Source organism: uncultured Kordia sp., from assembly GCF_947489565.1.
Taxonomy (GTDB): Bacteria; Bacteroidota; Bacteroidia; order Flavobacteriales; family Flavobacteriaceae; genus Kordia.
In genome coordinates, this window is record NZ_CANLEA010000005.1 from 40,035 (window position 1) to 63,046 (window position 23,012).

The 23,012-nt window shown below is 34.4% G+C and carries 20 protein-coding genes; 12 read left to right on the forward strand and 8 right to left on the reverse strand.

All coding sequences use genetic code 11. The features are described from left to right. Nucleotides 1–8: 8 nt before the first annotated feature. Nucleotides 9–2,462 carry a primosomal protein N' gene (gene priA, locus Q0845_RS07880; protein WP_298511490.1) on the forward strand — a complete coding sequence of 818 codons (2,454 nt, stop codon included), beginning with the start codon at nt 9–11 and terminating at the stop codon, nt 2,460–2,462. A 112-nt stretch (nt 2,463–2,574) separates the two neighbouring features. Here the strand turns inward: priA and Q0845_RS07885 are convergent, their stop codons facing one another. Continuing rightward, entirely contained in the window at nt 2,575–3,267 is a 693-nt protein-coding gene (locus tag Q0845_RS07885) for a LytTR family DNA-binding domain-containing protein (RefSeq protein ID WP_298511492.1), read from the reverse strand. Between the two features lie 178 nt (nt 3,268–3,445). On the opposite strand from Q0845_RS07885, the gene rpsF reads away from it, so the two are divergent. The 4 genes from rpsF (at nt 3,446) to Q0845_RS07905 (ending at nt 5,127) form a co-directional block, all read left to right on the forward strand. Next, nucleotides 3,446–3,784 carry a 30S ribosomal protein S6 gene (gene rpsF, locus Q0845_RS07890; RefSeq protein WP_114904420.1) on the forward strand — a complete coding sequence of 113 codons (339 nt, stop codon included), beginning with the start codon at nt 3,446–3,448 and terminating at the stop codon, nt 3,782–3,784. Nucleotides 3,785–3,789: 5 nt separating this feature from the next. After that, entirely contained in the window at nt 3,790–4,086 is a 297-nt protein-coding gene (rpsR, locus tag Q0845_RS07895) for a 30S ribosomal protein S18 (protein ID WP_046757893.1), read from the forward strand. 16 nt (nt 4,087–4,102) lie between these two features. Continuing rightward, complete coding sequence (gene rplI / locus Q0845_RS07900) at nt 4,103–4,555, forward strand: 50S ribosomal protein L9 (RefSeq protein ID WP_298511498.1); 453 nt, start codon at nt 4,103–4,105, stop codon at nt 4,553–4,555. A 101-nt stretch (nt 4,556–4,656) separates the two neighbouring features. Further along, nucleotides 4,657–5,127: a DUF6495 family protein gene (locus Q0845_RS07905; RefSeq protein ID WP_298511500.1), complete on the forward strand. Its 471-nt coding sequence runs from the start codon at nt 4,657–4,659 to the stop codon at nt 5,125–5,127. A 157-nt stretch (nt 5,128–5,284) separates the two neighbouring features. On the opposite strand, the gene Q0845_RS07910 is transcribed toward Q0845_RS07905, so the two are convergent. Next, nucleotides 5,285–5,752, reverse strand: a complete 468-nt coding sequence (locus Q0845_RS07910) for a hypothetical protein (RefSeq protein WP_298511502.1) — start codon at nt 5,750–5,752, stop codon at nt 5,285–5,287. Nucleotides 5,753–5,923: 171 nt separating this feature from the next. Here Q0845_RS07910 and hisS point away from each other — a divergent pair, with 171 nt between their 5' ends. Then, a complete protein-coding gene (gene hisS / locus Q0845_RS07915) occupies nt 5,924–7,291 on the forward strand; it encodes a histidine--tRNA ligase (protein WP_298511504.1) in 1,368 nt (455 codons plus the stop codon). A 516-nt stretch (nt 7,292–7,807) separates the two neighbouring features. On the opposite strand, the gene Q0845_RS07920 is transcribed toward hisS, so the two are convergent. Continuing rightward, nucleotides 7,808–8,926: a GTP cyclohydrolase gene (locus tag Q0845_RS07920; RefSeq protein ID WP_298511506.1), complete on the reverse strand. Its 1,119-nt coding sequence runs from the start codon at nt 8,924–8,926 to the stop codon at nt 7,808–7,810. A 25-nt stretch (nt 8,927–8,951) separates the two neighbouring features. Next, on the reverse strand, nt 8,952–9,953 hold the full coding sequence (locus tag Q0845_RS07925; RefSeq protein WP_298511508.1) for a transporter: 1,002 nt from the start codon (nt 9,951–9,953) through the stop codon (nt 8,952–8,954). 205 nt (nt 9,954–10,158) lie between these two features. Between Q0845_RS07925 and Q0845_RS07930 the strand changes: the two genes are divergently transcribed. The 4 genes from Q0845_RS07930 (at nt 10,159) to Q0845_RS07945 (ending at nt 14,912) form a co-directional block, all read left to right on the forward strand. Next, on the forward strand, nt 10,159–10,419 hold the full coding sequence (locus tag Q0845_RS07930; protein ID WP_298511510.1) for a DUF4834 family protein: 261 nt from the start codon (nt 10,159–10,161) through the stop codon (nt 10,417–10,419). 90 nt (nt 10,420–10,509) lie between these two features. Continuing rightward, the gene (locus tag Q0845_RS07935; protein WP_298511512.1) at nt 10,510–13,002 is read left to right on the forward strand and encodes a YfhO family protein; all 2,493 of its coding nucleotides are present in this window, start codon (nt 10,510–10,512) and stop codon (nt 13,000–13,002) included. A gap of 14 nt (nt 13,003–13,016) precedes the next feature. Continuing rightward, complete coding sequence (locus Q0845_RS07940; protein ID WP_298511514.1) at nt 13,017–14,300, forward strand: glycosyl transferase family 1; 1,284 nt, start codon at nt 13,017–13,019, stop codon at nt 14,298–14,300. 18 nt (nt 14,301–14,318) lie between these two features. Next, the gene (locus tag Q0845_RS07945; protein WP_298511516.1) at nt 14,319–14,912 is read left to right on the forward strand and encodes a hypothetical protein; all 594 of its coding nucleotides are present in this window, start codon (nt 14,319–14,321) and stop codon (nt 14,910–14,912) included. A 59-nt stretch (nt 14,913–14,971) separates the two neighbouring features. Here the strand turns inward: Q0845_RS07945 and Q0845_RS07950 are convergent, their stop codons facing one another. Beyond that, nucleotides 14,972–16,276, reverse strand: coding sequence for a hypothetical protein (locus tag Q0845_RS07950; protein WP_298511517.1), 1,305 nt, complete (start codon nt 16,274–16,276; stop codon nt 14,972–14,974). A gap of 391 nt (nt 16,277–16,667) precedes the next feature. After that, complete coding sequence (locus Q0845_RS07955) at nt 16,668–17,324, reverse strand: hypothetical protein (protein WP_298511518.1); 657 nt, start codon at nt 17,322–17,324, stop codon at nt 16,668–16,670. Between the two features lie 226 nt (nt 17,325–17,550). On the opposite strand from Q0845_RS07955, the gene Q0845_RS07960 reads away from it, so the two are divergent. Both Q0845_RS07960 and Q0845_RS07965 read left to right on the forward strand, forming a co-directional pair. Continuing rightward, entirely contained in the window at nt 17,551–18,234 is a 684-nt protein-coding gene (locus Q0845_RS07960; protein ID WP_298511520.1) for a hypothetical protein, read from the forward strand. Between the two features lie 43 nt (nt 18,235–18,277). Continuing rightward, entirely contained in the window at nt 18,278–19,396 is a 1,119-nt protein-coding gene (locus tag Q0845_RS07965) for a DUF3667 domain-containing protein (protein WP_298511522.1), read from the forward strand. On the opposite strand, the gene Q0845_RS07970 is transcribed toward Q0845_RS07965, so the two are convergent. Both Q0845_RS07970 and uvrA read right to left on the reverse strand, forming a co-directional pair. Next, on the reverse strand, nt 19,393–19,926 hold the full coding sequence (locus tag Q0845_RS07970) for a hypothetical protein (RefSeq protein WP_298511524.1): 534 nt from the start codon (nt 19,924–19,926) through the stop codon (nt 19,393–19,395). The two genes, Q0845_RS07965 and Q0845_RS07970, sit on opposite strands and share 4 nt — an antisense overlap. Nucleotides 19,927–19,957: 31 nt before the next feature. Further along, the gene (uvrA, locus tag Q0845_RS07975) at nt 19,958–22,738 is read right to left on the reverse strand and encodes an excinuclease ABC subunit UvrA (protein ID WP_298511526.1); all 2,781 of its coding nucleotides are present in this window, start codon (nt 22,736–22,738) and stop codon (nt 19,958–19,960) included. Between the last annotated feature and the right edge of the window lie 274 nt (nt 22,739–23,012).

Consider the following 23,012-nt stretch of genomic DNA (forward strand, 5'->3'; position numbering starts at 1 on the left):
TTTAAACCATGGCTAATTTTATAGATGTCATATTGCCAATTCCGCTTCAGCGCCTTTTTACCTATAGCATTTCGGAAGCCGAAGCACAGTTTCTACAGCAAGGAATGCGTGTGGCAGTGCCTTTTGGAAAAAGTAAAGTATACACAGCTTTAGTCCATAGAATTCATCAACAAGCGCCGGAAATCTATGAAGCTAAAGAAATTCATCAGATTTTGGACGAGCAGCCAATCATTACTCCACAACAATTAAAACATTGGGAATGGATTGCAAGTTATTATATGGCGAGTTTGGGCGAAGTATTTCGTTCGGCAGTCCCAAGCGCTTTTTTGTTAGAAAGTGAAACGATCATTTCTAAATATGAGGATGCAGAAGTTGATGAAAGTCAATTAAAAGACGATGAGTTTTTAATTTTTGAAGCCTTGCAGCATCAATCATTGCTTAAAATTCAAGAAATTAGTAGCATTCTAGGAAAGAAAAATGTATTGCCCGTTTTAAAAAGATTGATTGATAAAGAAGTCATTCAAGTCTATGAAGAAATCTATGAGCAGTACAAACCAAAGTTGGTGCGCTATGTAAAGCTTCATTCAGAGTATACAAGTGAAAAACGTCTTCAAGAATTGCTAGATTCGCTCAACAAAGCAAAAAAACAACGGGAAGTCATTCTGACATTATTTTCGATTTCTGCAAGCTCTAAAAGACCGATTTCTGTCAAAGATCTCACAAAACAAAGCAACACAAGTTTATCTGTGATAAAAGCGTTGATCAACAAAGGTGTCTTAGAAGAATATTACATCCAAAAAGATAGAATAGAATACAACGGAGACGAAACCGAAGCTTCAAAACGATTGAATGCATATCAAGAAGAAGCATATGAAACCATACAAAATGCTTTTCAAACTCAAGATGTATGTTTATTATACGGCGTAACATCTTCAGGAAAAACGGAAGTATATGTAAAGCTGATAGAAGATACGCTGGCGTCTGGAAAACAAGTTTTATATCTGTTGCCAGAAATTGCGTTGACAACACAACTCATTACACGATTGCAGCAATACTTTGGAGAAAAAGTAGCGGTATATCATTCAAAATATTCGGTGCATGAACGTGTTGAAGTTTGGAATAATGTATTGCAAAACAAACCGAAAGCGCAAATTGTATTAGGAGCACGTTCTTCGTTGTTATTGCCGTTTTCAAATTTAGGATTAATCATTGCGGATGAAGAACACGAAACTTCATTTAAGCAATTCGATCCTGCACCGCGTTATCATGCACGTGATGCTGCTATAGTACTTGCAAAGCTACATCAAGGGAAAATTGTATTAGGTTCAGCAACGCCGAGTGTGGAAAGTTACCACAATGCAAAGGTTCAAAAATATGCTTTAGCCACCATTACAAGACGTTACGGCGATGTTTTAATGCCAGATATGGAATTAGTCGATATCAAAGAAAAGCATCGTAAAAAGCGTATGAAAGGTCATTTTTCAGATCGTTTGTTGGAAGAAATTGAAGAAACGCTTGAAAATGGTGAACAAGTCATTTTATTTCAAAATCGTAGAGGATATGCGCCAATTATTGAGTGTAATACTTGTGGACATTCGCCACAATGTCCCAATTGCGATGTGAGCTTAACATATCATCAATATAAAAATCAATTGCGTTGCCATTATTGCAGTCATCATATTGCTATGCAACAACAATGTTTGGCATGTGGAAGTCACGAATTGGACACCAAAGGTTTTGGTACGCAGCAAATAGAGCAGGAGCTGAATGAATTATTGCCTGAGGTAAAAGTTGGGCGTATGGATTTAGATACTACGCGCGGAAAACACGGATATCAAAAAATCATTTCTTCGTTTGAACAGCAGGAAATTCAAATCTTAGTCGGAACGCAAATGTTGACCAAAGGATTGGATTTTAGGAATGTGAATCTAGTTGGAATCATGAATGCAGATAGCATGTTGAATTTTCCAGATTTTAGAGCACACGAACGTAGTTTTCAACTCATTCAACAAGTTGCCGGTCGCGCCGGAAGAACTAAAAAGCGCGGAAAAGTAATTGTTCAAACCTACAATCCGTATCATCAAATACTGCAGCAAGTTTCGGTTGGAGATTATGAAAACATGTTCAAAGATCAATTAAACGATCGACGACAATTTCATTATCCACCTTTTTACAGGTTGATAAAAATTACATTAAAACACAAAGAATACAATCGTGTGAATGAAAGTGCAGCGTGGTTTGCAAAATCGTTGCGCAATAGTTTTGGAGACAATGTATTGGGACCAGAATTCCCGCCAATTGCGCGCATTCGAAACCTATATTTAAAAAATATCTTATTAAAAATTCCAAAACAACAATCGTTAGGAAAGACAAAAGAGGTAATATCTAGAATAAAAACAAGCTTCTTGTCAATTTCAGAATACAGAAGTGTCCGAATAATTATCGATGTAGATACAATTTAAGATCTGTAAATGATTATAAATTATACTGTTGAATGTTTTCTGCGGAAAAATTAAACAAAAAAAGTAGGAGAATTTTTTAAAAAAGATAGAGAAGTTTGAGTGAAGTCGAGAGCTAAATGTTAGAAAGTGCTTCAGATAATTCAACCTTCTTGTTTCTACTCAAAGGAATTAACTGCCCAGCAATTTCTACATTTTTACTATTGAAACGATCTACTTTATCTAAATTCACAATATAAGATTTATGAATTCTTAAGAATTTATTTTCAGGCAATTGCTTCTCAAAAGCTTTCATTGTAGAAAGTACAACAATATTACTTTCGTCAGTGACTAATTTTACATAATCACCTAAGGCTTCAATCCACTTGATGCTATTTAAGATTACTTTACGCTTCTTTAAATTACTTTTTACAAAAATATGATCGTCATCTTCGTTGCTTTTCGCACCATAGCTGGATTTGTCAAGCGCTCGCGTGATGGCTTTGTCAAAACGTTCTTTCGTTAAAGGTTTGTGTAAAAAGTCGGTAACATCGTAATTAAAAGCTTTAAAAGCGTACTCAGTTTTTCCTGTTACCATGATTACCTGTGGCGGATTTTTTAATGACTCAAGCAAGTCAAATCCATTCAAAACAGGCATTTCAATATCCAAAAATATTAAATCGACATTATTAGTTTTGAGACCATTTTTAGCCTCTATAGCGTTACTATACTCTGCAATTAAATTTAAAGAAGGATGGTTCAATATCAACTTGGCAACAGCCATTCGTTGTATAGAAGAATCATCAACAATAATACAGTTAAGCTTCATAAGCGTAATTAGCGATTTTTTAAAATTTGGGTACATGCAATGTTATAAAAAATAAATCAAAACCGCAACAAAATCGCGGATTTATTAATAAACTTAGCAAAAAAAAAGAAGTATTTTTATTTGTATTACAACAAATAAACAGTACATTTGCGCCCAATTTTAATCAAAAATAGTATTTATGAATCATTATGAAACTGTTTTCATTTTAAATCCCGTTTTATCTGAAACTCAGATAAAGGAAACAGTAGCGAAATTTGAAGATTTCATCGTTTCTAGAGGTGGCAAAATGATTTCAAAAGAAGATTGGGGACTAAAAAAGTTAGCCTATCCAATCCAACACAAAAAGAGTGGTTTCTATCACTTATTCGAATTCCAAGCTCCAGGAGAAGTAATTACTCCGTATGAGTTAGAATTTAGACGTGACGAGCGTATCATGCGTTATTTAACAGTACGTTTAGATAAACATGCAATCGCTTGGGCAGAGAAAAGAAGAAATAGAAAAACCGCTAAATCTTAAGAAATATGTCTTCAATAGAACAACAAGCAAAAGGAAAGAAAGAAGGAGAAATTAGATATTTAACTCCTTTAAACATCGAAACTACGAAGGCAAAGAAATATTGCCGTTTTAAGAAGTCAGGTATCAAGTATATCGATTATAAAGATCCAGATTTCTTAATCAAATTTGTAAACGAACAAGGAAAATTATTACCACGTCGTTTGACAGGAACTTCATTAAAGTATCAACGAAAAGTGTCTGTAGCTGTTAAAAGAGCGCGTCACTTAGCATTAATGCCATATGTAGGCGATATGTTAAAATAAAATATAGGCAGATATTATGGAACTTATTTTAAGACAAGACGTTGAAAATTTAGGATTTAAAGATGATGTCGTAACTGTAAAAAACGGATACGGAAGAAACTATTTAATTCCTCAAGGATTTGCAACATTAGCAACAAGTTCAGCTAAAAAAGTTTTAGCAGAGAATTTGAAACAAAAAGCATATAAAGAGCAAAAATTAGTGGATGAGGCTAACGCAACTGCAAAAGCATTGTTAGACTTAGAAGTTAAGATCACTGCAAAAACAGGAGCTGGAACGAAATTATTCGGATCAGTGAATAACATCGATTTAGCAGAAGCATTAGGTAAAGCAGGTCACACAATTGAGAAGAAATTTATCAAAGTGATTGGTGGTAATGTAAAAAGAACTGGTAAGTACGAAGCAAAAGTAAGATTACACAGAAGCGTAGTTGTAGGTTTGCCATTCGAAGTTATTGCAGAAGCAAAATAAGAACGCCTAGCGTTTGTGTAGAAAGCCACTCAATTTGAGTGGCTTTTTTTATGCTAACATTTTGAATAGTTGTAAATTTGCACTCTTTATTTTTGAAAAGCATGAAATACGCAAGACTTACGAAAGAACAATTAGAAGAATTACACCAAGAATTCATCAACTTTTTAGCAACGCAATCCATCACTGCAGAAGAATGGGCAACGTTAAAAGAAGAAAAACCAGAAGTAGCAGAACAGGAAATAGATGTGTTTAGCGATTTGGTTTGGGAAGGCGTATTAACGCAGGCAACGTATCTTGAAAATATCTCAGCGCAACACATGTATTTATTTCACTTGCGTGAAGATGAAATGAAGTTAATCGCAGTTAAAATCTTAAACGAAGCGATCAACATTACTACGAAAGAAGGTTTTGCTTGGTTACGAGAAAACTATTCAACTGAAGAAGTCGAGATCTTAACGGCAAATAAAGCGTATTCAGAAGACAGAAACGCAGACAAATTTGCATTATTACAACAAGGTTCAAACATTACCAAAGGACAATTATTCCAATGGTTTGAAGCGATGATGTCGTAAACGATTTATGATTTGAGATTTTTGATTGTAGATCGTTGATTTTTCAAATTGTCAATTCGAGCGCAGTCGAGAATAGCTTAGAAGCTAGAACTGATCTCAATCTTTTATTTTGTAAACGAAATATTGTTCTTCGTTTTGTATACTACGAAAATTCAGTTTAAAGTTTATTAGTAATTGGTACTTTTCCAGTGCCAATATAGGTAATGTATTTGTTCCTAAAAATTACCTTTTCGGAAGATGTCTTGAAAAACCAAAAATAGTATTCAATCAAATTTGGATTCTTTTCACAGAAGGTAAGTGTGCAATTTTGAATTCCTGTCAATTGAAAATAAGGCATGCTATCAATATGATCTGCAATAATCATTGCGATTTCTCCTTTTGTAAGTGTTCTGTTTTGACATTCTGAAACTACGCTAGTTTCTGTATCATCAGTAAAATGGAAAGCGAGCGCAAGTAAAATTTTTTTATCGTACGAAATGAGTTTTTTTGCTGCTTCAGATGTTACAATGTCTTTAGAATTCTTTACAGATGCGATATTGTCTAACAATTCTTTGATTTGAGCAGGTGATTGCGAAAAGCTAACAGATGAAAAAAAGAATAGAAGAATACCAATTATATATTTCATTGTTTTGTTGTTTTTATCAAATCTACGTATTACTTAACAGCAAATGTAAAGCAATGAGCAAACTTTAATAAATAGTACGTAAAAGTACTTTTTCAATTAGTTGAAATAATCTATACACGATCATTCCGCAAAAACGAAAATAGACTTATATTTGCGGCACAATATAGAATCATGGCACAAAAACCAAGCATACCAAAGGGAACAAGAGACTTTTCTTCAATAGAAGTTGCAAAACGTAACTACATTTTTAACATCATAAAAACAGCTTTTCAAAGTTTTGGATTTCAACCTATTGAAACACCATCGTTTGAAAAATCGACTACGTTATTGGGGAAATATGGAGAAGAAGGAGATCGCTTGATTTTTAAAATCTTGAATTCGGGTGAAAAAGTAAAAAAAGCTGATTTACAAGCGTTAGAAGAAGGGAAGTTAGCACGATTTTCAAATTCTTTGTCTGAAAAAGCCTTGCGTTATGATTTAACGGTTCCGTTTGCGCGTTATGTAGTACAACACCAAAATGATATTACATTTCCGTTTAAACGCTACCAAATTCAACCAGTTTGGCGTGCAGATAGACCACAACACGGACGTTTTCAAGAATTCTTTCAATGTGATGCTGATGTCGTGGGTTCGAAGTCGTTATGGCAAGAAGTGGAGTTTGTACAGTTGTATGACAAAGTCTTTTCCGAATTAGGTCTGAATGGTGTAACAATCAAAATTAACAACCGTAAAATCCTGTCGGGAATTGCGGAAGTGATTGGCGCTAAAGATAAGTTAATCGATTTCACAGTTGCTTTAGATAAGTTGGATAAGATTGGTGAAGATGGCGTGAAAAACGAAATGTTGACCAAAGGCATTTCTGCGGAAGCGATTGAAAAAGTACAACCGTTATTCAGTTTTTCTGGAAACATAGATGAAAAATTGGAGCAATTAAAAGCCTTATTAGCGGATTCTGCTGAAGGAACGGAAGGAATTTCAGATTTAGAATTTGTGTTTGAAGCAATAGAAATCTTAGGATTGGAAACGGCAACGTTAGATTTAGATATTACGCTTGCGAGAGGATTAAATTACTATACAGGAGCCATCTATGAAGTTGCGGCACCAGAAGGCGTAAAAATGGGTTCTATTGGCGGCGGTGGTCGTTATGATGACTTAACTGGAATCTTCGGATTAAAAGATGTAAGTGGCGTTGGAATTTCGTTTGGTTTAGATAGAATCTATCTCGTATTGGAAGAATTGGATTTATTCCCAGAAACAGTTTCTGATAAGGTAGATGTATTGTGTGTTAATTTTGGTGAAAAAGAAGCGTTGGCATCTTTAAAATTAATCAAAGTTTTACGTGAAGCTGGAAAAAGCGCAGAGTTATTTCCAGACAATAAAAACATGAAAAAACAAATGAATTACGCCAACAAGCGCAACATTCCATATGTAATTATCATAGGAGGAAACGAGCTTGAAAACAATACGTGCGTGGTGAAAAACATGAAAAACGGAACACAACTTGAAGTTCCTTTTGATGAAGTGTTAACAGCTTTTTGAAATTAGTATTGAGTATTGAGAGGTTAGTATTGAGAAGTTTCAAAGTACGGTTTGCATTACTCGAATATGAAATGGAAAAGTATTTTCAAGTGCTAGGAATTTAGTTTCAAAGTACTTCTCGATACAAATTTGTTGTACAAATTCACTCGAAGTGACGTTTTGTATTTGAAAAGAAATGCTACTTTTTTAAGACCCAAGACCCAAGACCCAAGACCCAAGACCCAAGACCCAAGACCCAAGACCCAAGACCCAAGACCCAAGACCCAAAAACATTCGTGAATTCGTGACGAAAAAAGTTAAGAGTTATGAGTTGCGTAAAACAAACAGCCAACAGTCTCCGAAAAGTTATAAGTAAAAAAACAAATAGGCAAAAAAACAAATCAACAAAAAAATACAAAACACAACCAAAAGGCGTTCACACTAAGCGAAGTCGAAGTGAAGTGAAGAGAAACAAATCTAACAGCGCAAAGCGCGATCTAACATCTAAATATCTAAAAGCAAAGCAGTCTATCTAAATCAAAGATTTCGCTTATACGTTTTACGACGCTTATGTGTTACAGGTTTGAAATGTTTCCAAAGTTGATGAATCGCAGTGTTTTCAATCAATTCAGGAGTTCGAATGCATTCTACAATATTTTTCTCTGTAAACGTTAAGTAGTATTCCATAAAAAGAATAGCCGTCAATCCTTTATTTTGGTATTCCGGATGTACACCGATCAAATAAAACGTAATATTTTCAGGCTTTTTACGAGCTTTCAACATGTGAAAAATTCCAAATGGAAATAACTTTCCATTGACTTTTTGTAAGGCTTTGGCAAACGAAGGCATTACAATTGCAAAAGCAACAAGCTTGTCATCTTTATCAACTACAAACTTTATAAATTCAGGATTGATAAATCCGATATATCGATTTCTAAAATATTCCTTCTGTATATCATTGATAGGAACAAAAGACGCCAAAGATGCATAAGAAGCATTAAATAGATCAAACATTTCATCTACATATGGCATGATGTCTTTGGTCTTTGTAAAATTGAGCTGACGTAATTGATAACGCTTTTTGACCAAATTTTGGACGCGCTCAAAGAATTTTGGCTTTACATTTTCAAAAGGAAACTTATTTTCTAAATATTCCTTTTCTTTTACCAATCCGTGATGAATCAAGTGTTTTTCATAATACGGATGATTGTACCAAGTAATCATGGTGCCAATATGGTCAAAACCTTCTGTAAGGACACCAACTTTATCTAAATTAGAAAATCCTACTGGACCTTCCATATATTCCAAATTGTGTGAGCGACCAATTTCTGTTACCTTATCGAGTAAAGCACCTGAAACTTCCAAATCGTCAATCATATCAAACCAACCAAATCGCATCTTGGAAAGTTTTTGCTCTTTCACTTCAATCCAATTGATAATAGCAGCGACACGACCTACAATTTTGCCATCTCTAAAAGCTAAAAAGAACTGTGCATCCGCATCTAAAAAAGCAGGGTTTTTATCCTTATCAAACGTTTCTAATTCATCTTTTATAATTGGTGGAACCCAATATTTAGAACCTTTGTAAAGACCAAAAGGGAATTTTATAAATGCTTTCAGCTCTTTTTTATTGGCTACTTCTCGTACTTCAATCATTAACTAGGAATTTGGTGGCAAAAGATTAGTTATCGTTATCGTTATCTCCGTCGTCTTCAAACTTCTCCAACTCTTTTTCATCTTTTTTCTTCTTCTTTTTATCCTTTGGATCTTCTCCGTTAGGATCTTGCTCTTCAATAGGAATCAACTCATCTTCATGCCAATCGTCAATTCGGTACGAGATTCCAAAACCAGCAAAAATACGTGTTGGCGTATTCTTTACACCAGCACCAAGATATCCATCTAACTGAAAATCTTCTCCTAATAAATAAGCGCCACCAGCTCTAAACAAAGCATCAGCATACAAATCGCTGTCAATTCCTTGATGCTCTACAAAAGCAGACCATTTTGGATTGTCAAACGCATGTGTTAACGTTATAATATAACTCAATTCTTTAGAATCAGAAGTAATACGGTCGTAAGTAATATTCGTTACAAAAACCCAACGTCCTGCAAAGTGACTTTGTGTAGCAACAGTAACTTTAGGACTAATAGACGGTTCTGTACGTGGAAAATATGGATTGTCAGAAAACACAAAATTTGCACCTGCATATACACCGATGGCAGGAATTAAATCTTTCCAACGGAATGAATTATTTGCTTTCCAGCTATATAAATTTGGTTTCTCTAATTCAGAGTTTAAGTACGGATCATAAATCATGTATTTTGCTCCAATTGTATGCGATAAAAAACCATTTCTATTAAACTCTAAAGGAGGATTTGAAGCATTGCTTGTAAAAGTATCAAACTGATAAGCACCTTCCCAACTAATCTCTAATTGTTCTTTAAACAAACCATAACGCAATGCAAAATCAAGTCCGAATGCATTTACCTCCGTATTCAATTTCTTATGTTCTTGTCTGTCAACAAACATTCCACCTTCAAACTGAATTACATTTTTTCCAACAGAATAGGCACTTATTGACGCTCCTGGACGATTGGAATTGATTACTTCTGTATATTGAGCAAAGGCAGCAGTAGCGGAAAATAAAAAAACGATAACTGCTAAGAAAGATGATGTTTTCATATGATTATAAAGGTTGTTTTTTTTATTAAGTAAACATTTGTCTAAACAAATTGCACATATGATGCAAAAGTGACAACGCGTGTTTTCTCTTAAAATTTTAACAGATTAAGCCAAAACTACATAAAATTATAGTTTTTTATCTAGTAAAAACGATATTAAATCTGCATAAATTGTATTTTTGAAAAAATATAGGTTATAACACAATATGGGAGTACTAAGAACAATAGCAATCATAATTCTGGTTATGTATGCATTACGCATCATAGGCAGATTATTTGCACCTGTTATGATTCGTTATGTTGCCAAGAAAGCGGAAAAGCGTTTTTCAGAACAATTTAGGCAAGAAACTCAGTTTCAACAACAACGACGTGACAAAGAAGGAGAAACGACTATTGATACCATGCCAAATGATAGAAAGTCTTCTAAAGATGTCGGAGAATATATAGATTTTGAAGAAGTAGATTAATATTAGATCAATTTTCTACACTAAAAAAAATCTTTCCGAAAAGGTTTAGTATATTGCTTTCAATCTGTACACGCTAAAAAATTACACCAAGTGAATTTAGATATTAAAAAATTAATTCCGCATGCCATTGCACTCGTGCTTTTTATTGGAATGTCGCTGGCATACTTTTATCCTGTAGCGCAAGGAAAAAAAATGTTGCAACAAGATATTACGTTGTATACAGGAATGGCAAAAAAGCAAAACGATTATAGAGAACAGACTGGAAAAGAATTGTATTGGACCGATAGTGCTTTTGCTGGTATGCCTACATATCTTTTAGGTGCGCGCTATCCGCATTCATATATAAAAACACTGGATAGAACACTTCGATTTTTACCGCGTCCAGCAGATTATTTATTTCTATACTTTTTAAGTATTTATGTCTTATTATTGATCATGAAAGTCGATTGGCGATTGTCTATACTTGGCGCCATTGCCTTTGGTTTTTCCACATATTTTATAATAATTCTCGGCGTTGGACACAACGCCAAAGCACATGCCATTGCTTACTTTCCGTTAGTACTTTCAGGTATTTTACTCACCTTTCAGCGGAAATATATTTTGGGATTTTTGTTAACGGCTGTCGCCATGTCTTTAGAAGTGATGACGGCGCATCCGCAGATGACGTATTACCTAATGCTATTGGTTTTAGTGCTTGGTTTGGTGTATTTAATTCAGTTTTACAAAGAAAAAGAATTACCACACTTTTTTAAATCTGTTGGGATATTAATTATCGCAGTAATTCTAAGTCTTGGTGTCAATGGCGCAAGTTTGATGACAACCAAAGAATATGCTGATTGGAGCATTAGAGGAAAAAGTGAATTGACTGTAAAACCTGATGGTTCAAAGAAAGAAAAAGAAGGACTTTCAAAAGAATATATAACAGAATACAGTTACGGTAAAGCAGAAACATTCAACCTATTAATTCCTAGGTTTATGGGTGGAGGAGATGCCGAAAATTTAGGAGTAAATTCAAAAACATTCAATTTTTTATTGCAAAACGGATACAATGTAAGCGAAGCAAAAGAGGTTGTTAAACGATTGCCTGGATATTGGGGAGATCAGCCTATTGTAGCTGCACCAGCCTATGTTGGAGCAATCATTATTTTTCTAGCTTTATTAGGTTTGTTCCTTGTGAGAAGCCGAGCAAAATGGTGGTTAGTTGGCGGAATTATTTTGTCGCTACTATTGTCTTGGGGAAAAAATCTTAATTTCTTGACAGACTTTATGATTGATTACTTCCCGTTCTATAACAAATTTAGAGCAGTATCATCAATACAAGTGATCTTAGAATTATGTATTCCTATTTTGGGAATTTTAGGATTAGCACAGTTGTTTAAAAAAGAAGACGCATTAAAAAATGAAAATGATCCAGTCAAAGAAAAATTAAAAGCACTGTATATAAGTACGGGAATTATTGGAGGTCTTATTCTGTTCTTTCTGTTGTTTAAATCGACACTTTTTAACTTCCAAGGACCTGGAGATAAAGGAACCAATCCTGTATTTTTAGAAATTCTAAAAGAAGATCGATCAGCGATATTCACACAAGACGCCATCCGTTCATTATTGTTAGTTTTAGCAACGGCAGGAGTTTTATGGGCTTTTATTCAAGAAAAACTCAAACAAAATATTGTCATTCTTATCTTGGGAGGATTGTTATTATTTGATTTAGTTGGTATTGCACAACGTTATGTATATAATGATCCAGATAGATATGTAACGAAAGCTGAATTTGAAAATCCATATCCTACGTATGAGGTTGATAAAGCGATCTTAGAGGACGATGGACATTACCGAGTATTTGAACCAAGATTGCGTTTAGCGCATGCACGTACTGCTTATTTCCACAATACGCTTGGTGGATATCATGCAGCAAAACCAAGACAATTTCAAGAGTTGTATGACTTTTATTTGGATCATGGACGTACGTTTGAATTCAATGCAAGAAACGTCAACATTTTAAATATGTTGAATGTAAAGTATACGATTGACGAAAATAAAGACGAGCAAGGAAGAACTATAGGACTTGTGAATATTAAAAATCCTTATCCTAATGGCAATGCATGGTTCGTTAAAAAAATCAATTTTGTAGAAACAGCAGATGACGAATTGTTATCACTGTTTGGATTAGATACGAAAAATACAGCACTATTTCGCAGTACTCAAGAAGCTGCAAATGACATCAAAGAAACGTATGGAAAAGATTCATTGGCTAGCATCAAGTTGACGGATTACAAGCCAGATGATTTAACATATACCACAGAAAATTCAGAAAATGGATTTGCCGTATTTTCAGAAATCCACTATCCGCATGGTTGGAATGCTTATGTCGATGGAAAACTTGTTCCGCATTACAGAGTAAATTATGTATTGCGTGGTTTGGAAGTACCTGCTGGAAAGCATACAGTACGATTTAAGTTTGAACCTACTATTGTTGACAAAGGTGTTACCGTGTCATTAACAAGTACGATCATTTTAGTACTATTGATTCTTGGAGGAATTTATTATGAATTTAGGCGTAAAAAGACAGTGACAAAAGCTTAATTAGTTTTTAAAATATGGCTAAAAAAGTAGTAATTGTTACCTACTATTGGGAACCTGCCGGCGGACCTGGCGTGCAGCGTTGGTTGAAATTTGTAAAATATTTACAACATTTTGATATCGAACCCATCGTTTTTATTCCTGAAAATCCTAGTTATCCAATGGTTGATGAAACTTTTTCGGATGAAATCCCAAAGGATATTACGATTGTAAAACAACCTATTTTTGAGCCTTATAAATTTGCAGAAATCCTCTCTAAGAAAAAATCTAAAACAATAAGCAAAGGGATTATAGCGAATGAAAAACAATCTTTTGTAGAAAAGTTAATGCTGTACATTAGAGGAAATTTTTTTATTCCTGATGCTAGAAAATTTTGGGTAAAACCTTCTGTGAAGTTTCTGAAAAAGTACCTGAAAGAAAATAATATAGATACCGTTATTACTACAGGTCCACCGCATAGTGTGCATTTAATTGGTCTGAAACTCCGAAAACAAATGGATATAAAATGGTTGGCAGATTTTAGAGATCCTTGGACAACTATTGGCTATCATGATGAGTTGCGATTGACGAAAAAATCACAGCAAAAACACATCAAACTTGAATCGGAAGTATTGCAAACGGCAGATCAGCTTGTGACGACAAGTTTTACTACGAAAGAAGAGTTTTCAGTGTTGACCAAACAACCAATTGAAGTGATTACGAATGGATATGATGTGGAAAAGTTTCCAGCAGCTCCAATGGATGAAAAATTCACCTTATCGCATATTGGTTCCTTACTTTCTGAACGAAATCCGCTAGTTTTATGGGAAGTTTTGGCTGAATTGATACAAGAAAATGCAGATTTTGCAAAAGATTTTCAATTGCAGTTTGCTGGAGTTGTTAGCGAACGTATTCAACGAGACATCCGAGAAGCTGGTTTGGAAAAGCATACAACGTATTTTGGCTATGTTTCTCATCAAAGAGCCTTGCAATTACAACGCGCATCACAATTATTAGTAGTCATTGAAATTGATGCAGCGAAAACCAAAGGAATCATTGCAGGAAAGCTATTTGAATACATGGCAGCAGAACGCCCAATTATTGGGTTAGGACCAAAAGATGCAGACATCGCAAAGATCATTCAGGAGACCAATACAGGTACTTATTTTTTATATACCGAAAAAGAGAAGCTCAAAACACAAGTTGTAGCGTATTATGAAGCGTATAAGCAACAAAAATTGCAGGTTTCAGCAATTGGATTGCAAAAGTATTCGCGCAAAGCGTTGACTAAAAAATTAGCAGAAGTCTTACATTCGCTTTGATTCCTAAAATTAGAACACTTGAGAAAAATTCACTTCGTATTATATTCATATCCAATCCAAGAAGAATTTAAGGATACAACGCTTTATGAAAAAGCGATTGCATCTGGCGCATTGATTTCAGTGAATTCATATAATAATGAGCTTTTGTTGTCGAAAGTAACTGACGAACTTGTCAAGGCTACTATTGATTCACATATTGAAGATACAGAGCCAACGAATTACGAAGAAGAACTCATGTCTTTTGAAGGTGGTTTGCGAATTGAGCAAGACGATACAGTTATTGAGTATCAATGCTGTACAGATTTGAGCGATTATACCGAATGGGAGAAAGTAATTTCTAAAAAATCACAGCAATGGGAGCAAATTTGGATTGGTCATCCGTGGATATATTATCGTTACAACGGCGTCAATATTGAATTCTCTGAATATTACGATGATACTCCAAACGCTGAAGATATTCAAACAAAAATGATTTGTAGTAGAGGAGAGTTTGTAAACGAACTGCAGCAAGCACTTTCGGAATTAGAGATGTTTAAAGAAAGACTTTGCAAGATCATTGATAACGGAAATTATGATCATAAAGAAGTATTGAAAAGAAAATTAATGGCATAAAAAAACCTTACTCAATGTTGCCATCAAGTAAGGCTTTGTAGAAATTGAACAACTATATATTAGTTTCTACTTCTTGAACTTCTTTGTCTGCTCTTGGTAGCCTTTCTGTTAGAACGGTTTGAGCGTGAAGTTGCCGATTTTCTTTGAGAAGAACGGTTTGATCTTGTAGCTCTAGAAGAATTACTTCTTTGTGGCTTTGCTACAGTTCTTCTGCTAGAACTTCTGTTGTTTCGTACCGAACTATTATTTCGCGTGCTTCTCGTTGATCTTACATCGTTAGATGTTCTGGAGTTGCTACGTGTAGCTCTAGTATTGTTTCTTGTAGAACTTTGACGAACACTATTGTTGCTACGTGTAGTTCTTGTGTTATTTCTGGTAGAACTTTGACGAACACCATTGTTGTTACGTGTAGTTCTTGTGTTTTCACGTTCAATTCGTGTATTGTTGTTATTGATACCACGAACGCCACCTAATCTTGTATCGTTGTTGCGCGTAGTTCTGGTATTAGAACTTCTTACATTATCACGTGTAGAACGTGTCGTTTGATTGTTTCGTGTATTTCTAGTAGAACGTGTGTTTGCTTGACGCGTATTACGTGTATTTGTACGTGTAGTAGTTCTACGTGTGTTGTATACTGAAGCATCATTTCTACGCGATACTCTACGATCGTTTCTATAAACACTTCTTCTATTCGTATTCACTCGAGCAGTGCTGTGGTAAATATGACCAACTCTCGCTCTTGCATATCGATATCTGAAATTGTTTCTGTATGGACTACAGAATGTGTAGCGAATTGGTGTGTAAAATCTTCTATATGGATTTACGCTTACCAAGCAAAAGTCAACTCTTGGACGAAAGAATACAGTGTTGTAATATGCTGTACGTCTGTATATTCTATTGTATGGGTTTATAAAGCCTCTAGTGTGTGAGAATCGTGAAAACGAATCATAGTAAATGAACAATCCGCCAACTTGCGTTAAGTTTCCAAAATGATTGTAATTAAAGTTGATATTTCCAATTCTATAAACTCTTCCATAATAATCGTAGAAAATAGGTGTGTTTTCTATTTGAATAATTGCTCCATAATCATCATACTGAATATATGGATTATAATCGTATCCTGAATTAAAAGAGACTTGTAAGCCACCAACATTTACATTGGCATTTATGTTTGAGTGTAAACGATTGATGAAAAAATCAAACTCTCCATCGTTATACACTGAAAACGTGATTCCATTTTCAACGAAAGAGAAAGCTTCGTTTGATAGGAAAGAATCAGCTGTTGTTGTGTCCATCCGTTTTGCTTCGACAGTGCTTGCTGCCAAGAAAAACAATCCTGTAAGTGCAATGAGTATTTTTTTCATAACGTAAGGTTTTAATATTCAATTAATAGTAACCAAACAGCGTGCCAAAAAATAAAATATAAGGATTCGTTAAAAAAAAATAGTGATATAAGACGAGTTTATTAACTCATGTAAAGTATGGTTTTTCCATACTGTAAAGTAGTGGTAAATAATTACTTTAGTCACCAATATATAGTAGTGCTGTTTCCGTATACATAATTACATAAAGAATTTAGTTATAATCGTTTTGATATGATAAATTTTGTAGTTTAGTTGGCTCTTTATGTCTATCAATATTACGAACGCAGCGAAGAAATAATTGGAGCGTTTTCTTTATACTATAAAAAACAACCTCGTGATTCTGTTTAGATTCACGAGGTTTTGTATTTATATAGATATAGATTCTATTGAATTAATCTTTTTTGGTAAACTTCTTTTGTTCTCCTTTCTTTTTATAATAGTATAAATCTTCATCATTTGCTGGAGCATCATGTCCCGTTTGATAATCGTCGTCTATGTGTACATTTCCGTTTCCAACTCCCCAAGAACCATTATTGACTTGTGGTTTTACCGTTCCAAACTGTCTGATCAGTCTTCCTCTACGGTTGTACTTTAAACGCAATCCACCAATTTGTTTTACTTTTCCATGTCTGTTGTGGTAACGCATGTAAATAGATCCAATTCTTTTGACTCTACCAAAACGATCATAGTTGATGAATAAATTTCCAATTCTTCGAACTCTTCCGTTAAAATCGTGCTCTACGCGTACACCAATATTTCGGGTGTTGTAACGATTTGCTCTAGTTCTAACTCTTGGCGCACCATGTGTTGTATTTACAGTGCTTCTTCGTCCTCTTCTGTAGTCGACAGGATGTGTGTTAAAATCGAATTCTCCATTTAGGAAAACGAAAAATTCAACACCTCGCTCTACAAACTGAATTGGTTGTGCATAACGATAGCGATTGGTTAACCCATTTTCGCTTCCGTGTGTTTGGTCGCTTATTACATTTGCTTGTGTAGAAGTTACACTAAGTAACAATCCTACGAATAAAAGATAAAAGTTTTTCATAATGTGTACTTTTAGGGTTATGCCTACTCTTTAGCTTTTCGGCGAGCGCTATTTGTCAATAGTAAAACCAATTTCGTGCCAAAAATGTAAGTGTTTGTTTGTTAGGTTTTTAAATGGCATTTGTGATTGCTTTTTTTTGAGTATCTTCATCAATGAAAGTTGAAAATTGTAACTTTTTTGACTTTTTTAGCACAGATGTATATAATTATAATTAGATCGAAATTGTATGGGAAAGAAAAAAATAAGCTTGAATAATCCGCTGTTTGTCAACTTAATTTCTACGATGATTGGTATTATTGCCGGATTGTATATTACAAGTTATTTTCAGGAAAATAAATTATACGATGCTAAGGAAAAAGCGCTTATACAAGTCAAACAAGAATTGCACGATAATTATAGTATGCTCAAAGATTTTCATCAGAAAGTAGAAGAAAAATACGAGCCAATTGCTATTATCGCATCTGCCTTAGATGCCAATATGAATTTGGTGATTCCTAAAGATTCATTACAGGTTTTTAGAGAGCAAACTAGTATCATTTTTGACTATGCTTCTTTCACTGCTGTAGATGACACGCTGATTCAATTGCACGGCGATTTTAATGTATTTATAGAATCTCCTTTGATGGCAAAAAAATTATCCAGTTTGGTGTGGAATTCTTATAAACAAACGGATTTCTTATCAATTACAAGTTTTAAATGCATCACAGATGTAGAAGCATTTTATGTATTGCAAAAAGAAGCCAATGCTATTAAAGAAACTTGGAAAGATCAATTATTTCAAATGAGTTTTGCCAGAAGCGCCAAAAGCACAGAAGATTTTGTCAATAATTGGAGAGTATTGCTCTTGAAACAGAAGTTATTACTAGATTATTATCAATCAATAGATGCAGTATTGAATAATTGTGAATAGATTTTAGCATATTTGTATCGCAAAATACAGCCAACCATAATATATGTCTGTCAAAAATAAACATTGTCCTAACTGTAGTTATCAATTAACACGTTATCATAACTATTGTCCAAATTGTGGGCAAAAAGTAGATGATAAACTCAACATGCGTGTGTTGTTTCACAATACTGTGATGAACTATTTTTCGGTAGATGCACGTTTTTTCAGAAGTTTTATTCCTTTACTAACACGTCCAGGATATTTGGCCAAAAAGTTTGTATCCGGAAAACGACTTATGTATTTGCATCCGGCACAATTTTACTTATTTGCTTCCATTGTGTTTTTCTTTATATTTTCAATTTCTATCAGTGCTACCAAAGAAGAATTTGAAGATGGCTTGCGTGCTTCAATTGGACGAGAGAAGAAAATACGTTCAAAGGCACAAAAAATCTATGATTCTATTCGGGATGTACTTGAACAAGACTTGTTGAAAACAGAAGGGAAAGATAGTTTGGCTATTCAAAAGTTAACATACTATCTAAAAAATGGCCAGTTACCAACACAGGATAGCATTTCAAAGGATTCTACGAAAGTTAAAAAGCAAAAAAGACCTTCTAAAGGAAAAGAAGTAAATGAAATTTTCGGTTTAGAATTTGATACTACTAAAATAGATTCTTTGCATGCGGCAGGAGCCAGTATGGATGAAAAATTAAAAGCAGTTGGTCATAAAGAATCAGATGGATGGTTTGCTAAATTTTTGAGGAAGCAAATCATTAAATTTCGACAAAAAATGGGAGACGGAATCTTAGAGGTATTTTTGGATACCATTCCCATCTCTATGTTTTTCTTAATTCCAATTTTTGCGTTATTACTAAAGCTATTCTACAGAAAACGCGGACGTTTTGCGCATCATATGGTCTTTAGTTTTTACTTTTTTGCCTTTATATTCTTGGCTTCAAGTATTATTATTACAACAAATTTAATTGTAGAAATTCCCGATTGGATTGATATTACGTTACTTGTTTCAATGCTGATATATCTATACTTAAGTTTAAAACATTTCTATGAGCAAGGCTATTTTAAAACATTCTTTAAAACACTATTTTTAACCTTTATTTATTTAATTTTTGTAATACCACTCACATTTGCAATACTATCTGTAGTGTCGTTTCTCTTGTATTAAAACCGTTTATAGCGTTCCTTTAAGATATCAATAAGTTCTTTGTGAAATTCAACAATAGGATACATGCTCGTAACATTTGGCTCAAAAGTTAAAGAGTAAACTGTATGAATTTTATATGCAGTTTTAGTGAGCAAACCTTTCATATTTGGCTCGAAACCAGTGTTTAGAATTAATTGATCTAACGTATGCTTTTGTAATAGTTTTTCAATCTCTCTATTTAAATAAAGATCTTTACAGGTGACTTTCCAATTGTATTTTTTGAATAAAATTAGCTTGGTAAAATGACTGATGGTTTCGAGTTGAAATTCCGAAACATTGAAAAGATTATCAATCTCAATATTGAAATTTACGGTTGCAGAAATACCATTATCATAGAAAATATGAATCGTAGCATTATTATGAGGAATTCTTAGATAATATTGTAGATAATGAAAAAAAGAACCCATACCGCTAGACACCTTGCCATCTTCTATAAATAGCTCGCCGTCATGCTGATCGGAAATTTGTTGTAGTACTGCTTCAGTATTCATACTATAACTGACGCTCAAACTACTGAAAACGTTACAATTTCTCCTTCAAATACTTTCCTGTAAACGATGCTTTGTTTTTTGCAATTTCTTCTGGAGTGCCTGAAGCAATCAGTGTTCCACCATTTTTTCCACCTTCGGGACCTAAATCAATGATATGATCGGCACATTTAATGAGTTCAATATTATGTTCTACCACAATAATAGAATGTCCTTTTTCAATCAACGCATCAAAAGAAGTCAGCAACTTTTTAATATCATGAAAATGCAAACCTGTAGTAGGTTCATCAAAAATAAACAGCGCTTTTTCTTTAGTGTTTCCTTTTACTAAGAACGATGCTAGTTTGATACGTTGTGCTTCTCCACCAGAAAGGGTAGAAGAACTTTGTCCTAAAGTTACATATCCCAAACCAACATCTTGTAAGGGTTTTAGCTTGCGATAGATCTTCTTCTGCTCATGTTTTGTAAAGAAATCCATGGCATCGTCAATCGTCATCGTTAAAATATCATCGATATTCTTTCCTTCATAGGCTACTTCCAACACTTCTTTCTTAAAGCGTTTTCCGCCACAAGTTTCACATTCCAAATGCACATCTGCCATAAACTGCATTTCTATGGTCACTTGTCCTTCACCTTTACAGGTTTCGCAACGTCCTCCATCCACATTAAAAGAAAAGTGCTTGGTTTTATAACCACGTATGTTTGACAATTTCTGACTTGCATACAAAGCTCTAATATCATCGTATGCTTTGATATAGGTTACCGGATTGGAACGCGAAGAACGTCCAATTGGATTCTGATCAACGAATTCAATATGTTTCACGGTACTGTATTTTCCTCCTAATTTGGTAAACTGACCTGGTTTTTCACCATAACCGCCAGTTTCTTTCAACATAGAAGGATATAGTATCTTTTTGACCAACGAACTTTTTCCGCTTCCAGAAACTCCAGTCACGACTGTAAGCATGTTTAACGGAAAAGTGACGTCAATATTCTTTAAATTATTCTCACGTGCACCAATGATTTCAATATACTGATTGGAAGTTCTACGTTTTTGAGGAACTTCAATTTTCATTGATTTGTTGAGGTATTTCGCGGTAAGCGAATCTGCTTTTAAGATCGTTTCATAGTTTCCATAAGCAACTACATTTCCACCGTGTGTTCCTGCTTCTGGACCAATATCAATGATTTCATCGGCTGCATGCATAATATCTTCGTCATGTTCTACCACAATTACCGTATTTCCTAAATCGCGCAATGATAGTAATACTTCAATCAAGCGTTCGCTGTCTTTCGGATGCAGTCCAATACTCGGTTCATCCAAAATATACATAGAACCTACCAAACTACTTCCTAACGAAGTTGCCAAGTTGATACGTTGCGATTCTCCTCCAGAAAGCGAATTCGATTTACGATTCAGTGTCAAATAATCCAATCCGACATTGGTTAAGAACTGCAAACGGTTTTTTATTTCTTTTAATAAACGTGTGGCAATTTGTTCATCGTGTTCGCTCAATTGCAATTGCTCAAAAAACGAAACCAACTCTTTCAAAGGCAACACGACTAAATCCGTAATCGTTTTTCCGCCAATTTTCACATGATTTGTTTCTGGACGCAAACGTTTCCCATCACAAACCGAACATTTTGTTTTTCCACGGTAACGTGAAAGCATCACACGATTTTGAATTTTATAACTTTTCTCTTCCAAGAATGCAAAAAACTGATGCAATCCTTCAAAATAAGAATTCCCGTCCCAAACAAGTTTCTTTTGTGCGTCTGTCAATTCAAACCAAGGTTTATGAATAGGAAAATCAAAATGATATGCATTGTTAACCAATTGGTCTCTGTACCAACTCATACTTTCTCCACGCCATGGGAAAATAGCATTTTCGTACACGGAAAGCCCCGTATTTGGAATGACTAAATCTGCATCAATTCCAATCACATCACCATATCCTTCACATTTTGGACATGCGCCGTATGGATTGTTAAAGCTGAACAAGTGAATATTTGGTTCGAGAAATTTCATGCCATCTAGCTCAAACTTATTGCTGAAATGCACTGTTTTCTTATCGCTAACCGTTTCAATATAACATTCGCCTTTTCCTTCAAAGAACGCGGTTTGTATCGCGTCTCCTAAACGATTGTAAAAATCTTCGTCATGCGAAACCACAATACGATCAATCACCAAAGAGAATGCTTCTGTAAAATCTTCGTTGATTTCATCGATACGTAAAATTTCGTCATTCTTTTTAATTCTGGCATATCCTTGCTGCGCCAAAACTTTAATAGTATGAAACGCACTGCGATCTTCAGGAATCGTTACAGGCGCTAATAATAGCAACTTGCTACGTTCTTCAAACGTCTTTACATAGTTAAGAACATCGGTTACGGTATGCTTTTTTACTTCTTCACCCGAAATAGGAGAGTAGGTTTTTCCAATACGCGCATACAATAACTTCAAATAATCATAAATCTCGGTCGTTGTTCCCACAGATGAACGTGGATTGGTAGAGTTTACCTTTTGCTCAATGGCAATCGCAGGTGCAATTCCTTTGATATAATCTACTTTTGGCTTGTGTAAACGTCCCAAAAACTGTCGCGCATACGAAGATAAACTTTCTACATAACGTCGTTGACCTTCAGCATACAAGGTGTCAAAAGCCAAACTAGATTTCCCAGAACCTGAAAGTCCGGTAATCACAACCAATTTATTTCGCGGAATAACCACGTCAATATTTTTAAGGTTGTGCAGTTTTGCACCTTTAATGATGATATTTTCTTTTGGATTTACAGTAGCGAGATCTTGTGTCATTGGAAAAAAAATAATTGCAAAGATACTGCTTTTACACCTTGAAATAAAATGATTTTATACTAAAGCCTCTTTTTAAAAATTTTGCTTTTTATGCAAAAAATGTTACATATATGACAGCTTCAGCGCAATAAATTCATTGAAAATGTTAAAATATTGGAATTTATTTGCATTTTTTTAACGAATGTTGTTATATTTGAGAATCATTAATCAAATTCTACAAAAAAAATCTGCGTATAGCATAAAAATACTTTTTTAAAAATTCGGAAATATTATC

What these genes read in the sequence shown, in the direction of transcription:
- priA (WP_298511490.1), top strand. Translation starts at nt 9, where the DNA reads ATGGCTAATTTTATAGATGTCATATTGCCAATTCCGCTTCAGCGCCTT.
- Q0845_RS07885 (WP_298511492.1), bottom strand. Translation starts at nt 3,267, where the DNA reads ATGAAGCTTAACTGTATTATTGTTGATGATTCTTCTATACAACGAATG.
- rpsF (WP_114904420.1), top strand. Translation starts at nt 3,446, where the DNA reads ATGAATCATTATGAAACTGTTTTCATTTTAAATCCCGTTTTATCTGAA.
- rpsR (WP_046757893.1), top strand. Translation starts at nt 3,790, where the DNA reads ATGTCTTCAATAGAACAACAAGCAAAAGGAAAGAAAGAAGGAGAAATT.
- rplI (WP_298511498.1), top strand. Translation starts at nt 4,103, where the DNA reads ATGGAACTTATTTTAAGACAAGACGTTGAAAATTTAGGATTTAAAGAT.
- Q0845_RS07905 (WP_298511500.1), top strand. Translation starts at nt 4,657, where the DNA reads ATGAAATACGCAAGACTTACGAAAGAACAATTAGAAGAATTACACCAA.
- Q0845_RS07910 (WP_298511502.1), bottom strand. Translation starts at nt 5,752, where the DNA reads ATGAAATATATAATTGGTATTCTTCTATTCTTTTTTTCATCTGTTAGC.
- hisS (WP_298511504.1), top strand. Translation starts at nt 5,924, where the DNA reads ATGGCACAAAAACCAAGCATACCAAAGGGAACAAGAGACTTTTCTTCA.
- Q0845_RS07920 (WP_298511506.1), bottom strand. Translation starts at nt 8,926, where the DNA reads ATGATTGAAGTACGAGAAGTAGCCAATAAAAAAGAGCTGAAAGCATTT.
- Q0845_RS07925 (WP_298511508.1), bottom strand. Translation starts at nt 9,953, where the DNA reads ATGAAAACATCATCTTTCTTAGCAGTTATCGTTTTTTTATTTTCCGCT.
- Q0845_RS07930 (WP_298511510.1), top strand. Translation starts at nt 10,159, where the DNA reads ATGGGAGTACTAAGAACAATAGCAATCATAATTCTGGTTATGTATGCA.
- Q0845_RS07940 (WP_298511514.1), top strand. Translation starts at nt 13,017, where the DNA reads ATGGCTAAAAAAGTAGTAATTGTTACCTACTATTGGGAACCTGCCGGC.
- Q0845_RS07950 (WP_298511517.1), bottom strand. Translation starts at nt 16,276, where the DNA reads ATGAAAAAAATACTCATTGCACTTACAGGATTGTTTTTCTTGGCAGCA.
- Q0845_RS07955 (WP_298511518.1), bottom strand. Translation starts at nt 17,324, where the DNA reads ATGAAAAACTTTTATCTTTTATTCGTAGGATTGTTACTTAGTGTAACT.
- Q0845_RS07960 (WP_298511520.1), top strand. Translation starts at nt 17,551, where the DNA reads ATGGGAAAGAAAAAAATAAGCTTGAATAATCCGCTGTTTGTCAACTTA.
- Q0845_RS07965 (WP_298511522.1), top strand. Translation starts at nt 18,278, where the DNA reads ATGTCTGTCAAAAATAAACATTGTCCTAACTGTAGTTATCAATTAACA.
- Q0845_RS07970 (WP_298511524.1), bottom strand. Translation starts at nt 19,926, where the DNA reads ATGAATACTGAAGCAGTACTACAACAAATTTCCGATCAGCATGACGGC.
- uvrA (WP_298511526.1), bottom strand. Translation starts at nt 22,738, where the DNA reads ATGACACAAGATCTCGCTACTGTAAATCCAAAAGAAAATATCATCATT.